The 13,310-nt window shown below is 66.7% G+C and carries 12 protein-coding genes and 1 pseudogene; 9 read left to right on the top strand and 4 right to left on the bottom strand.

What is annotated here, in order from left to right; all coding sequences use genetic code 11:
* Window positions 1-297: 297 nt before the first annotated feature.
* From rpmH to QU603_RS16360, 9 genes and pseudogenes are all read left to right on the top strand, one after another.
* Window positions 298-435: a 50S ribosomal protein L34 gene (gene rpmH / locus QU603_RS16400; protein ID WP_308492449.1), complete on the top strand. Its 138-nt coding sequence runs from the start codon at window positions 298-300 to the stop codon at window positions 433-435.
* Window positions 436-508: 73 nt separating this feature from the next.
* Window positions 509-781, top strand: coding sequence for a ribonuclease P protein component (rnpA, locus tag QU603_RS16395; RefSeq protein ID WP_308494056.1), 273 nt, complete (start codon window positions 509-511; stop codon window positions 779-781).
* Entirely contained in the window at window positions 778-1,134 is a 357-nt protein-coding gene (gene yidD, locus QU603_RS16390; RefSeq protein ID WP_308492448.1) for a membrane protein insertion efficiency factor YidD, read from the top strand. Before rnpA ends, yidD begins: the two co-directional genes overlap by 4 nt.
* Window positions 1,135-1,147: 13 nt before the next feature.
* Window positions 1,148-2,305, top strand: coding sequence for a membrane protein insertase YidC (gene yidC, locus QU603_RS16385; RefSeq protein ID WP_308494055.1), 1,158 nt, complete (start codon window positions 1,148-1,150; stop codon window positions 2,303-2,305).
* Between the two features lie 32 nt (window positions 2,306-2,337).
* Window positions 2,338-2,860 (top strand): annotated as a pseudogene (locus tag QU603_RS16380) (Jag family protein).
* 16 nt (window positions 2,861-2,876) lie between these two features.
* Window positions 2,877-3,515, top strand: coding sequence for a 16S rRNA (guanine(527)-N(7))-methyltransferase RsmG (gene rsmG, locus QU603_RS16375; protein WP_308494054.1), 639 nt, complete (start codon window positions 2,877-2,879; stop codon window positions 3,513-3,515).
* 1,893 nt (window positions 3,516-5,408) lie between these two features.
* On the top strand, window positions 5,409-6,359 hold the full coding sequence (locus tag QU603_RS16370) for a ParA family protein (protein WP_370655363.1): 951 nt from the start codon (window positions 5,409-5,411) through the stop codon (window positions 6,357-6,359).
* Window positions 6,359-7,363: a ParB/RepB/Spo0J family partition protein gene (locus QU603_RS16365; RefSeq protein WP_308492447.1), complete on the top strand. Its 1,005-nt coding sequence runs from the start codon at window positions 6,359-6,361 to the stop codon at window positions 7,361-7,363. Before QU603_RS16370 ends, QU603_RS16365 begins: the two co-directional genes overlap by 1 nt.
* A 49-nt stretch (window positions 7,364-7,412) precedes the next feature.
* Window positions 7,413-7,769: a tryptophan synthase subunit alpha gene (locus tag QU603_RS16360; RefSeq protein ID WP_308492446.1), complete on the top strand. Its 357-nt coding sequence runs from the start codon at window positions 7,413-7,415 to the stop codon at window positions 7,767-7,769.
* Window positions 7,770-7,851: 82 nt separating this feature from the next.
* Here the strand turns inward: QU603_RS16360 and trxA are convergent, their stop codons facing one another.
* From trxA to QU603_RS16340, 4 genes are all read right to left on the bottom strand, one after another.
* Window positions 7,852-8,175 (bottom strand): thioredoxin, encoded by a 324-nt coding sequence (gene trxA / locus QU603_RS16355; RefSeq protein WP_308492445.1) that lies wholly within the window; start codon window positions 8,173-8,175, stop codon window positions 7,852-7,854.
* A gap of 60 nt (window positions 8,176-8,235) precedes the next feature.
* Window positions 8,236-9,228, bottom strand: coding sequence for a thioredoxin-disulfide reductase (gene trxB, locus QU603_RS16350; RefSeq protein ID WP_308492444.1), 993 nt, complete (start codon window positions 9,226-9,228; stop codon window positions 8,236-8,238).
* Window positions 9,229-9,385: 157 nt separating this feature from the next.
* Window positions 9,386-10,981, bottom strand: a complete 1,596-nt coding sequence (gene murJ, locus QU603_RS16345; protein WP_308492443.1) for a murein biosynthesis integral membrane protein MurJ — start codon at window positions 10,979-10,981, stop codon at window positions 9,386-9,388.
* Window positions 10,978-13,110, bottom strand: coding sequence for a DUF6049 family protein (locus QU603_RS16340; RefSeq protein ID WP_308492442.1), 2,133 nt, complete (start codon window positions 13,108-13,110; stop codon window positions 10,978-10,980). The genes murJ and QU603_RS16340 overlap by 4 nt, the downstream gene beginning before the upstream one ends.
* Window positions 13,111-13,310: the final 200 nt, after the last annotated feature.

The raw sequence follows: 13,310 nt of genomic DNA, 5'->3' as shown, positions 1-13,310 counted from the left end.
GAGCCCCCCGGCTGATCGGTGTTCGACGCAGACGATGGATGCCGTTGCGCCTGTGGATAACTTGCCCGAGCAACGCTAGTCAGGCGCCGCTCAGAGAGCAAACCCCACTGTAGAACCGGGCGACGGTGTGTCTGACGGCACGCTGTCCACACCTGTGGATAATGTGGGAGCCTTCTGGTCTGGTTTGAGTTCTCCTGCCGCAGGACGTAGCCTTAGTCGGTTGACTTATGCCCCCGTGGCGTAGTCCCTCTTCGTCATCTCCGGGCACACGACCCGGTGAACTTCCGGAGTCTATTCATGAGCAAGCGCACTTTCCAGCCCAACAACCGTCGTCGCGCGAAGAAGCACGGTTTCCGTGCCCGCATGCGCACTCGCGCCGGTCGTGCCATCCTTTCGGCCCGCCGCGGCAAGGGCCGCAGCGAGCTTTCGGCCTGACATCACTGAGGTGCTCGCGAGGCCGAACCGACTGACCCGCGGGGCGGAATACAAGGCCGTCGTCCGTCGGGGCATGAAGTGTGCCGGGCCACGGACCGTGACGTACGTCGTGGCTTCGGGCGAAGACCGCGCGCCGCGGTTCGGGTTCATCGTGAGCAAACAGGTGGGTTCTGCTGTCACCCGCAACACCGTGCGTCGTCGACTGAAGGCTGTCTGCGCGCAGTCGCTTTCCGGAGTACGCCCGGGCGCCGATGTGGTCATCCGGGCGCGGCCGTCTGCTGCGACCGCAGACTTCGCCGATCTGGCGACCGAAGTACAGCGCTGTCTTGCACGGAGGGCCGCATGAGCGTCGCAACGCTGCCGGCGGCGTATCTCGGCAGTGGCCATTTCTCCACTGACACGCTGTGGCGCGGCATCCCACTGCTGCCCCGCAATGCCGTGCTCGCCTTCCTGCACGGCTACCGGGCCACCATCTCTCACACCTACGGTGATGTCTGCCGGTACTACCCGTCGTGCTCGGCGTATGCGGTCGGTGCAGTGCAGCAGCACGGTGCCGTCAAGGGCGCTGCCCTTGCCGCATGGCGCATCGCTCGTTGCCACCCGTGGGCTGCGGGCGGCGTCGACGACGTTCCGCTGCACCGAAACTTCCGTCACGAGCTGACTCCGCACGGATTCGTCGTGCCCCTCAGAAAGGACTGATCCGTTGCAGGATCTGCTGTTTCTCGCCGCGAGCACACCCTCGCCGACGCCCGCCGCATCCGGCGGGTTCGACCCCATCGGGTTCGTACTCTGGCCGCTGAAGTGGGGCGTTGAGGCGATTCTGGTCGCTTTCCACTGGTTGTTCTCCGCTCTCGGAATGAACCCATCTTCCGGTCTGACCTGGGTTTTTTCTATCATTGGGCTGGTTATCGTCGTCCGCGCGGCCCTGGTGCCGCTGTTCGTCAAGCAGATCAAGAGTCAGCGCAAGATGATGGAGATCGCGCCGGAGCTCAAGAAGATCCAAGAGAAGTACAAGGGCAAGCGCGACCAGCTCTCCCGGGAGGCCATGAGTCGCGAGACGATGGCCATGTACAAGAAGAACGGCACGTCCCCCGTCTCGGGCTGTCTGCCGATCCTTGTTCAGATGCCGGTGTTCTTCTCGTTGTACAGCGTGCTCTCTTCGATCAAATCGAACGCCGAGGCCGGCCACGGCGGCATCTTCTGGCTGACCCCGGAACTCACACAGGAGTTCTACAACGCCAAGCTGTTCGGCGTCGCGTCGCTGCATGAGTCGCTGAAGGACACGATCGACTTCAAGCCTGACGGCTGGGAGACGACCGTGGCGATCATGGTCACCCTGGTCGTGCTGATGATCGCCTCGCAGTTCTTCACGCAGCTGCAGATCGTGTCGAAGAACCTGTCGCCGGAGGCCAAGCAGGGCCAGGCGTACAAGATGCAGCGGATGATGGTCTACGTCCTGCCGTTCGCCTTCGTGTTCTCGGGTGTCTTCTTCCCGCTCGGTGTCGTCATCTACTGGTTCACCAGCAACATCTGGACCGCGGTGCAGCAGTTCATGGTGATTCGAAATCTGCCGACGCCGGGGTCACAGGCAGCCAAGGAACGCGAAGAGCGATTGGCCAAGCGCGGCAAGGCACTGGACTCCAACGGCAAGATCGTCCCGATGGAGAAGTATGTCGCCGAGCAGCAGCGTCTGCTGGAAGAAGCGGAGAAGGCGAAGGCGGCGGCGCCCAAGCGTCAGCAGCCGGTGAACAAGCAGCGCGCCAAGAAGCAGGCCGCGAAGCAGAATCCGTCGGGGCCGTCGCCGAGCAAGCCTGCCGACGGCCCACGATCGCCGAGCAAGCCTGCCGACGGCCCACGATCCGGATCCTGAACGACTGCCTGACACTGAACGGAGATCGGCCCATGTCGACCACCCACTCCCCCGCCGACGGCGCGCCCACGATCGCGGAGCTCGAGGAGGAAGGCGACATCGCCGCTGACTTCCTCGAAGGCCTTCTCGACATCGTGGATGTCGACGGTGATCTCGCTCTCGACGTACGCAACGGTCGCGCGTACGTCTCTATCGAGGAAGAAGGGGCTGACGCGCTTTCCCTGCTGTCCGAACCGGACACCGTTCAGGCTGTCCGAACCGGACACCGTTCAGGCTGTCCAGGAGCTGACGCGGTTGGCCGTGCAGAACCAGACCGGGCGCTTCTCGCGTCTGATCCTGGACATCGGCGGCTCTCGCGATGCGCGTCAGGTCGAGCTCGCTCGCCTGGTGGATCGCGCCGTGGAGCGGCTGGATGAAGGGGCCACCCAGGCATCGCTGCCGGCGATGTCGAGCTATGAACGCAAGCTTGTGCATGACATCGTCGCCGAGCGGGGTTTGGTGTCGGAATCCTATGGCGAAGGTTCTGACCGCCACACGGTCATTCGTCGCGCGTGATGTTTCACGTGAAACGATGACGAACGCAGACACTTCCACCGAGCGGGAGCCGGTCGAGGCTGCTCAGATCTTCGGTGCGCGGATCGAGCTCGCGCGGTTGTTCGCGCAGGCATTGTCGGACCATGGCGAGGAGCGTGGCCTGATCGGTCCGCTGGAGCGCCCACGCCTGTGGACTCGGCACATCCTCAACAGTGCGATCATCGGTCCCCTGTTCTCTGGCCGCGTGGCCGACGTCGGGTCTGGCGCGGGCTTGCCTGGTGTGGTGCTGGCGATCGCACGCCCGGATGTCGAATGGACGCTGATCGAGCCGATGGAACGTCGCGTGGCATGGCTCGAAGAGCAGAAGAGCTCACTCGGACTTGACAATGTCGAGGTCGTTCGCGCGCGAGCCGAGGAGTGGAAGCCCGGAGCCGTGATGGATGCGGTGACCGCGCGGGCGGTCAGTGCCCTGCGAACGCTCATCCCGCTGACTGCCCCGCTTGTCCGTGACGGCGGCGAACTGGTGCTGCTCAAGGGCGCCAGCGCTCCGGCTGAGATCGATGCCGCAGCGAAACAGATCAAGAAGTTCCGCCTGTCGGAGGTGCGCGTCGAGGTCGTCGGTGAGGATGTCTTGCCAGAACCTTCGCGCGTGATCAGGGCTCGCGTCCGCGCCTGACTCGGGATGTCGCGGCTGCCGGCCTGCGAGGCATTCGGTGTGCGCCGATTGTGCGCGGGGCCCGCGCGTCGGGTGGATGTTTCACGTGAAACAGCGCCGGGGGTGATGGAACCGGCGTCGGCGGAACCTGGGCTTGGCTTGCACCGGATGCTGACGGCGGCACTGGCTGTGTGGCGTGTGCATGTGTGCACGTGTGCCGCAGTGAATCAGGCACCTGCTTCCGGTTGGCTTGCGCGCGTCGACGTTTCACGTGAAACGTCCTGCACGTGCCCAGACTCGCTGAAGTGGAACCTCGCGTCGATATTGCGGAAGACCGCGCGACGTTCTCAAGGTTGAGGGGCGTGTGCACGCACGGGGTGTGCGGTACTGGCGGTGGGCCCACGTCGCGCCGGACCCGCGTCCGGCGCGGATGCGTGGCGGACCAGTCGCCGAACGCTCTCCCGATGTCGTATCCCTGGGAGTCCCGTTGGCGAGTGTGCGCACAGCGCTGTTGTCGGTTGTGATCCGCTCCGGCAATCAACGCAGTGGAGATGGCCATCCTCTCGGTGTCGACTTGCCACGTTGGGCCGCACGACGGAGTTGTGGACTCGTTCCCCGTGTCGGCCGTCCTCGGCACGACTGTTTCCGGGCGCCCGATGTGCAGCGCGCCGGGATCCGTGGGATCGCCTACGACGTTGGCTGTGTGCCGGCGGACGGTGGGCGCCTGCAGGGCAGATGGTGGCGGCATTCGACCGCCGATTCAGCACGTAGATCACGGTGCTGAATGAAGACATCGGGGGCTGTTCGCGGCGTAGAAGGACGACACGCGCCACTGCGATGGAGTCCGCGGCCGGGAGCCCTGGGCGCTGACTTTCCGTGGTGCTGCGGTCGGGCGGCGCCACGTCGCACGTGGCGTGGCCCGGACCTTCGATGTTTCACGTGAAACACCGAGGGGCGCCCACACGTGGAGACCGTTGATTGCCCTTGCGCCCGGGAGCGGCAACCGCCACCGTGAGCGGCGGCCACCACCGGGAGCGGACAGAGTGTCCGCAGCACATTCGCGGTGTCGGAGTGTGCACGAGTGCGTGTGGGTCCGTCGTGGTCGGGCTGACGGACGCGCTCCTCCGGCCGGCATCGCAAGCGCCGACGGTTGCGGACGTGGCAGCTACGGCCGTTCCGGTAACCAGGTCAGGTGGAGTGACATCTCGACGATTGCGCGCGCAGAGATCCAGCCCGTCGCGGCCGTTTCACGTGGAACATGACCACGGGCGCGCAGAGATCGATCCCGTCGCCGTCACGTGAAACACGGGGAACCGCGTGTACGGATCAGTGCGCTGTCGGCGACTAGCGGCGACCAGACCGGGCGACCGGCGTGTGGGCGCGACCGGCAGATCCACTCGGTGTTTCACGTGAAACGACACCTTCTGCCGGATCGCTGCACAGATCGCCCGGCCAGTTGCCGCGGTGGCGTCGTGGAGATTCGCCTCGAGAGCACGAGAGTGGACGCGGCGCACGGCGGCAGCGCCCGCACCCGCCCCATGCGAGCTTCGGCATCGTTGCACGGGAGAGCTCCGTACGTCCACGTCCCTGATCCGATCCACGCTCGATTCCTTTGCGGGGTGCAGGGCTCACGTGCCGCCGAACGCAGGCGTCGTCAGGCTGCAGGCTATCCGGTCGATGTTTCACGTGAAACGTGCTGAAGCGGGCGGCCGGTGACGACCGAGATTCGTCCATTCCCGCGGTCCCGGGGCGATATCCGCACACGGACAGGCGTCGCGCCGTCGTGTCCAACCCCACGCCTCCCGCATCGATGACGAAATGCCACATCGTTGTTCGTCACCCTTGCATGGCGTGCCGAGCGTGGGGGCGGCCCCGCTTAGACTTGGGTGGCAGGACGCCGCACGAACAGGGAGTGTGTTTCACGTGAAACAAGCCGAGGACTCGGACACGACGACCTTGAGCCCCCTCGGTGACAGTCCTATCGCCCGTGAGCTTGCGGATCTGACCGCACGTCGGAAGGCGCTTGACGAGAAGACCGTCACGCTCACTGGGCGTACTCGGATCATCACGATCTCGAATCAAAAGGGCGGTGTCGGCAAGACGACGACGGCGGTCAATATCGCCGCAGCGCTGGCATCGGTGGGTGCCCGTGTGCTGGTGATCGACATGGACCCGCAAGGGAATGCGTCCACGGCGCTGGGCATCCCCCACAGCGCGGATGTGCCGAGCGTGTACGACGTACTGATCGATGAGCTTCCCTTGGCGAGCATCATCCAGACCAGTCCCGAATCCGAGCTGCTCGAGTGCGCTCCCAGCACCATCCACCTGGCCGGCGCCGAGATCGAACTGGTCTCGCAGGTCGCGCGCGAACACCGGCTGCGCACGGCGCTGGAGGTCCATCTCGAGTCCGTGGCGATCAAGCCCGACTTCGTGATCATCGACTGTCCCCCATCACTGGGTCTGTTGACGATCAACGCCTTCACGGCAGCGCATGAGGTGATGATCCCCATCCAGACCGAGTACTACGCACTCGAGGGCTTGAGCCAGCTGCTGGGCAATGTCGGGATGATCCAGAAGCACCTCAACCCACGGCTGCATGTCTCGACGATCATCCTCACCATGTACGACGGCCGCACACGTCTTGCGCAGCAGGTCGCCGAAGAGGTGCGCACGCACTTTTCGGCGCAAGTGCTCGAAACCGTGATCCCGCGCTCGGTGCGGGTGTCAGAGGCACCGAGCTTCGGTCAGACGGTCATCGCGTATGACGGACAGTCAGCGGGAGCCATCGCGTACCGCGAGGCGGCAGTCGAGATGATTCAACGAGATGCAGCGAAAGCAGATGCAGTGAAAGAAGGAGATGCCTGATGGCAGCGAAGCGCACGGGACTGGGGCGAGGCATCGGTGCACTGATCCCCACGTCCGAGGCCACTCAGGAGCGCCCGGTCGACGTCTTCTTCCCCGGCGGGTCGCGGACGGTCACGACGATCGTGCCGGACATCGACGCCGAAGCCGCTGAACTCGCCCGTGACAGCGGCTCCGCTGCCGAGCCGGACCTGGTCGCCGTGCCCGGCGCACGGCTCGTGCGCATCAGCCCGCACGACATCGTTCCCAACCCGCGACAGCCGCGCACGGTCTTCGATGCGGAGGACCTCGCTGAGCTGGTCCACTCGGTCCGCGAGTTCGGGGTGCTGCAGCCGGTGGTCGTGCGACGCAACTCGGATGGAGCGTATGAGCTCATCATGGGTGAGCGTCGCATGCGGGCTGCGCGCGAAGCCGGCTTGGAGTCGATCCCCGCGATTCTGCGCGACACCGCGGATGAGAACCTGCTGCGCGACGCGCTGCTGGAGAACCTGCACCGCTCCGAGCTGAATCCACTTGAAGAGGCATCCGCTTACCAGCAGCTGCTCGAGGACTTCGGCATCACGCAGGAGGAGCTGGCCACCCGCATCGGTCGGTCGCGCCCGCAGATCAGCAACACGATCCGCCTGCTCAAACTCCCGGTGCCGGTGCAGCAGCGGGTTGCCGCGGGAGTGCTGACCGCCGGACATGCCCGCGCCATCCTCTCGCTCGATGACGCCGAGTCGATGCAGAAGCTGGCCGACAAGATCGTCAATGAGGATCTCTCGGTGCGTGCGGCGGAGGCCGCGGCGAAGGCGACAGATGCTGCGGCCCCGCGTCCGACCGCGCCCAAGGCAGGCGCGCGCAAGGCATACCTTGACGAGGTCGCAGAGCGACTCGGCGACCGACTTAACACCAAGGTGAGAGTGAATCTGGGTGTAAGAAAAGGCCAGGTCACGATTGATTTTGCGACAATCCAGGATCTGAACCGCATCCTCGCGGAGCTGGGTGAGTCCACCTACGGCGCCTGAAGCCGGCACGTCTGGCCAAGGACGACGGATGGTCGTTTAGGCTGGACGGGTGGCGAAGTCAGAGACCGAAGAAGTGGCGCCCAGGCGGCGCGCAAGTCTCGAACTGCTGCGCGCCGAGGCAGCCGATGAGCTTGCCGTGCTCGTGGACGAGCGACTGCGCGAGGGTGAAGATCCGTGGGACTTCATGGAAGACCTGCCTTCAGTGGATGAGCTCGTCGTCTTCACTCTGCGCGCCGAGAACATCGCCGCGAACGGCGGCGTGCGACCCACCGCCGCGCGACACTACCGGGTTCTGCGCCAGATCGCGTTCGACTATCCCCCGCTGACCCCGGCCGTGTGGCGGCTGCTCGGTGAAGCGAACACCCATCGCCGGTGGGATGCGGTCGTGCAGGTCGAGGCATCCTGATCGATCGCAGGCACTGCCCCGCACGATCCACCGACGACAAGACCCCCGAGACCGACGTCCCGGGGGTCTTGTGCGAGAGGAATCAGCCGAGGTAGGCCGCGAGGTCCTTCTCGAGCGCGAACTTCGGCTTGGCGCCGATGATCGAGGTCTTCACCTCACCGCCCTGGAACACCTTCATCGCCGGGATCGACGTGATCTGGTACTTCATGGCCAGATCCGGGTTCTCGTCGACGTTGAGCTTGAGCACCGTGATCTTGTCGGGATTCTCCGTCGCGATCTCATCCAGAACGGGCGAGACCATGCGACACGGTCCGCACCACGCGGCCCAGAAGTCGACGAGTACGGGGCCGGGCGCGTTGATGACGTCCTGCTCCCAGGTGGCGGAGGTAGTCGCCTTGGCAGTCATGTGATTCTCCTTTGGTGGAAGTCGTCGCTGATCAGAACGTGATCTGCCCGGGATTTGTTCCTACGCGACCGGCTGGTCGACCTGCGGGCGTCCGCCGATCTCGTCGGCGCTGGTCACCGGAGCTCCGGCTTCATCGAGCGCGGCCAGGAAGTGCTCGGCGTCCAGGGCGGCGACGGTTCCGGAACCGGCCGCCGTGACAGCCTGGCGGTACGTGGGGTCCAGCACATCACCGGCGGCGAACACGCCGGGCACCGTGGTGCGCGACGAGCGACCGTCGACCCAGATGGTTCCGTCACTGGTGAGGTCGAGCTTGCCGTGCACGAGATGGGTGCGCGGGTCGTTGCCGATCGCCACGAACACCCCGGTCAGCGGAAGGTCCCGCTCTGACCCGTCGATCGTGGAGCGAAGACGAACGCCGGTGACGGCATCCTCTCCCAGAATGTCGACGACTTCGCTGTTCCAGACGAACTCGATCTTCGGGTTGTTGAACGCGCGCTCCTGCATGATCTTGGATGCGCGCAACTCGTCGCGACGGTGGATGACGTACACCTTGGATGCGAAGCGGGTGAGGAACGTCGCCTCTTCCATGGCGGAGTCGCCGCCGCCGACGACGGCGATCTCCTGCTCGCGGAAGAAGAAGCCATCGCACGTGGCGCACCACGACACGCCATGACCGGACAGGCGCTCTTCGCCGGCGATGCCGATCTTGCGATACGCCGAGCCGGTTGCGAAGATCACGGCCTCCGCCTCTTCGACCTTGCCGCTGCCGAGGATGACGCGCTTGACGGGGCCGTCGAGCTCGAGCTCGACGGCGTCGTCGTAGAGGATCTCGGCGCCGAACTTCTCCGCCTGCGCCTGGAACTTGGCCATCAGTTCAGGACCCTGGATGCCGTCGGGGAATCCGGGATAGTTCTCGACCTCGGTCGTGTTCATCAGCTCGCCGCCGACGTCGACGCTACTGGCGACCACGAGTGGCTCGAGGTTTGCCCGGGCAGCGTAAATCGCCGCAGTGAGCCCCGCGGGGCCGGAACCGATGATGATGAGCTGGCGCACTTTCTCTCCCGTCCTGCAGACAGCGCGAACACCGTCTGGATGCCTCAACACATCGTAACCGCGCGGCATTCCAGCCATACTCAGGCTTTCGGTGCGGTGGCAGGGCGCGGAGGCAGGGCGCGGTGGCGCGGCACGGTGGCGCGGCGCGGTGGCAGGATCAGCGGCGAACGAAGCGCTGCATCACCTGCAAGGCCGGTCCGAGTTCGGGCGCGCGCACGAGGGCGAGCACCAGAACGTAGACCACGAGGCTCACCGAGCAGATGACCGCGGTGCCGACACCGCCCAGCACCATGCTGGAGAGCATCCAGCCGCCTGCACCCCCGAGCAGAAGGAACGTCCCCCAGCCGGCCAGACCGGCCGGCACCGCCGCTGCCGCGAATCTCAGAAGCGCCGGCATCCACGAGCCCACGTGCAGCGTGCCGATCTTGCGATGCAGCAGCCACGTCGCCAGGCCCAGCTGAACGAATGCGGCCAGCGACTGCCCGAGCGCCATGCCTGCGGCCATCCACTCCGGTGGCAGCAGCCAGAAGGAGAGGTACGCGGTCACGATGACCACCGCCGTCTGCGCCAGCGTGAACAGGAACGGCGTGCGGGTGTCGTCGAAGGCGTAGAACGTACGCTGGATCGTGAACTGCACCGCGTTGGGGATGAGACCGGCCAGCATGCACCACAGCAGCGGTGCCGCCTGCAAGGCCCCGGCGGTGTCGTTGGTGAAGATGCGCGATGCGGGGGCTGCAGCTGCGGCGACGGCGGCCGTGGAGATCACGATGAAGAAGCCCACGGTGCGGATGCTGGCGTCGATGTCGGAGCGCACCGCATCGAGGTGCCCGGCGTGGGCGTGCTCACTCAACCGTGTGAAGTAGGGAGTTCCGATGGACAGCACGATGACCGAGTAGGGAAGCATGTACAGCAGCCACATGTAGCCGAAGGTGGCCGCCGCCGGACCGTGGCCGGACGCCGCCGAAAGCAGATTGGCCTGGATCAGCCCAGCGACTTGGCCGGCGATCACCATGAGGAACGTCCACCCGGCGAGTGTGCCGACCTGTCCCAGGCCCACGCCGCGCCACCGGAAGTCGAGCCGAATCTTCAATCCCGTCTTGCGCCAGAACGCGAACAGCAGCAGCGCCTGCACAGCGACGCCCGCAGTCGCGGTGCCGCCGACGAGGGTCACCATGCCGCCGGTCCACCCCACGACATCCTGGCGCAGACCGAACAGGGCGATGAAGACGCCGAACCCAGCGATCGAGATGACATTGTTTGCAATCGGCGACCACGTGTACGGGCCGTAGATGTTGCGGGCGTTGAGGGTCTCACCCACCAGGGCATACAGGCCGTAGAACAGGATCTGCGGCAGGCACCAGTACGCGAACGCCACCGCCAACGCCTGCTGATCGGGCGGATAGTGCCGCGCATACAGCTCGACCAGCACGGGCGCGAGCGCCACGGCCAGGAGCGTCGCACCCAGCAGGATCACAGCCCCAAGGGTGAACAGCTTCGAGATGAATCGCATGCCGCGGTCGGAATGCGTCGCTGCCTTCACGATCTGCGGGACGATCACAGCGGTCAGCAGGCCGGTCGAGACGATCGTGTAGATGGTGTTGGGCAGGCCGTTCGCGGTGGCGAAGGCATCCGCCGCACGGCTGCCCGTGGAACCGAGAGCGGCGACCAGCACCATCGTGCGCACGAACCCGGTCAGGCGCGAGACCATGGTGCCGGTCCCGATCATCACCCCCGCGCGCCCGATGCTGGTCATGCGTCGTCCTTGCGGGAGGGGATGGATGCCTCCGCCTCGCCACGACGACGCCGGCGTCCGACGATCATGCGCACGAGCCCCACCACGAGGAAGCCGCCGATCGCAACACCGAGGGCGGTGAGGCCGATGGTCTCCCACTCGGCATGCACGCTCAGTTCGACGCTCTGCGGGTCGCCGATCTCCACACCTGTCGCGCTGTACAGCTGCAGATCGAGCCGCACCTGGCCGCTGCCGATCTGGGCACGCACCGGAACGGTCACCCGGGTCGTGCTGCTTGCCTGAGCCTCTACCGGCGTCGTGGTCTGCACTTCGAGTCGCAGATCGTTCGGGACCGCGCGCAAGACGACATCGACGGTCCAGGGCAGGTCGTTGCGCACGCCGAAACGCAGCGGCGCCGATGAGCCGGCGAGGTTCAGCGGGCTGCTGGGGGCGATCGTCACGGAGCTGAGGGTGGTGTCGGTGGCCTGTTCGTGCGTGGCGATCGCCGCGGCCCAGCCGTTGTCGTCTTCAAGCCACCCGCCACCCAGCAGCTGCAGGATCGTCGCCCTCTCGGGGCCGGTCAGCACGGTGGGATCGCGCAGGATCGACGAGAACCGCATGAGGTCGCGTTCGCCGTCCATCAACTGCGCGAGCGTCGAGGTGCGCAGCGGGCGGGCCGCGGCATCCTTCACCGTCACCGGCTGCGCGCTCGAGGACGTCAGCATCGCGAGGGTCGCGGCCGTCGTGGACGGCACGCGCGTGACGGCGGTGACCGCCGCCGACAGACCGGGGCGCACGGTGGTGCGGTCGACGGCCACCAGCAGCGGGTGGTCGCCGCGGGCCTTCGCCGCCAGCTCGAGATAGGCGCTGGCGGCTGCCAGCGACGACCCGCGCAGCGGCGGGTCGAGAGTGGACGCCGTGCGCAGCTGCGCGGAAACCGCGGAGTCGTAGATGAGCAGATCGGCTTTGCCGGCCCGCGCGTGCGCACCTACGACGCCGCCGTGCGCACCGGCCGTGGTGCTCGTCGACGGGATCAGCGTGAGAGCGGGGCCGTCGTCGGTCTTCTGGGCAGCGAGGGCTTGAACGGTCTTGGCACCGGCCGTGCCGGAGAACGGCCAGGTCACAGCGCCGCGGGTGTTCGGGCCGAGGTACTCCAGCTGATCGAGCGTGGGATACACGGGCTGCCCCGGCACGACAGTCGGGGTCGGCGAGGGGGACGGAGCGTCTGGGGGTGCCTCGGTGGGAGTCGCGTCGGGATTGGGGCGGAAATCTTCGGGCCGCATGTACGACTGCAGCGTGGTCGGTGCGGTCAGCGCTCCGAGTCTGTCGACCTGCAGCGCCACGTCGGCGTCGCCGAACTGCAGAGCGAACCGTTCATTGGGCAGCATGTTCAGGCGCTCGAGCCAGGCGGTGGCCGAGGGCGGTGCCGCGCTGCCGAGCACCCGGATCGATGCGGGGATCGACGGGTCGATCGCGAGGATCACCGAGGTGCCGGCGACCGCGTTCAGCGCCGCGGTCAGGTCGCCGTTCAGCGCGGTCAAGGTGGTCAGCTCGTCAGCGGTGAGAAGGCCCGCCGACAGGGGACCTGCGGTGATCGGAACGACGATGCCGACCGGGGTGCGATCGGTCGCATCGGAATCGGGGACGACCAGCACGCTCGTCGCCGTGCGCGTGGCCGCCGGGCCCTTGACCGTGGCCAGCAGCGGGTGCACGCCGGGCGACAGCGTCGCCAGCGCCGGGTCGTCGTCGGCGACGGTGACCAAGGCCGATCCGATCAGCCCGGAGTCGACCGGGGCGATGGTCGCGGTGCCGAGTTCGGCCATGCCGTCGATAGCGCCCTTGCTGCCCAGCCATGTGGTCAGGGCGCCGCGGCTGGTGATGGCCGAGGTGCCGATGCGCACGGTGGCCGTGGTCTCGGCCAGGCTGTAGGCGGTGCCGTTCTTCACCGAGACCTGGATGCTGAGTGGCTGCCGGCCGTCGAAGACTCCCCCGCGCAGCGGCGAGACATAGGTGTCCACAGTGCCAGAAAGCGCCGGGGTGGAACTCGGCGTGGGGGTGGGGGTGGGATCGGCGGCCACGGCCGCGGTCGGCAGCAGCGGCGCGAGCACGAGGGCGCCCACGGCGGCCGCGACAGTCAGGGCGCGGGTCATCCGGCGACCGATGCCGGCACGGCCACCGCGGCCGGCACGGCGGCGGGCCGATGAGCCGCCCGCGGGGTCACCGCAGGCGCGCGGGTCTGCGGTGGGCCAGGCAGAGTGTGCGGCTCGAGACGCGCGCGCGACGGGATCGGAATCGGTCACGGTCATGCTGTGGGGGGCCCGTGCTGAACGCCGCACGAACTGGTGTGATT

This window comes from Microbacterium terrisoli (genome assembly GCF_030866805.1).
GTDB classification, from domain to species: Bacteria; Actinomycetota; Actinomycetes; order Actinomycetales; family Microbacteriaceae; genus Microbacterium; species Microbacterium terrisoli.
The sequence above is the reverse complement of the archived record's forward strand: the minus strand, read 5'-3'. Positions and strand labels throughout refer to the sequence as shown.

What these genes read in the sequence shown, in the direction of transcription:
- trxA (WP_308492445.1), bottom strand. Translation starts at nt 8,175, where the DNA reads ATGACTGCCAAGGCGACTACCTCCGCCACCTGGGAGCAGGACGTCATC.
- QU603_RS16340 (WP_308492442.1), bottom strand. Translation starts at nt 13,110, where the DNA reads ATGACCCGCGCCCTGACTGTCGCGGCCGCCGTGGGCGCCCTCGTGCTC.
- rnpA (WP_308494056.1), top strand. Translation starts at nt 509, where the DNA reads ATGAAGTGTGCCGGGCCACGGACCGTGACGTACGTCGTGGCTTCGGGC.
- yidD (WP_308492448.1), top strand. Translation starts at nt 778, where the DNA reads ATGAGCGTCGCAACGCTGCCGGCGGCGTATCTCGGCAGTGGCCATTTC.
- murJ (WP_308492443.1), bottom strand. Translation starts at nt 10,981, where the DNA reads ATGACCAGCATCGGGCGCGCGGGGGTGATGATCGGGACCGGCACCATG.
- QU603_RS16365 (WP_308492447.1), top strand. Translation starts at nt 6,359, where the DNA reads ATGGCAGCGAAGCGCACGGGACTGGGGCGAGGCATCGGTGCACTGATC.
- rpmH (WP_308492449.1), top strand. Translation starts at nt 298, where the DNA reads ATGAGCAAGCGCACTTTCCAGCCCAACAACCGTCGTCGCGCGAAGAAG.
- rsmG (WP_308494054.1), top strand. Translation starts at nt 2,877, where the DNA reads ATGACGAACGCAGACACTTCCACCGAGCGGGAGCCGGTCGAGGCTGCT.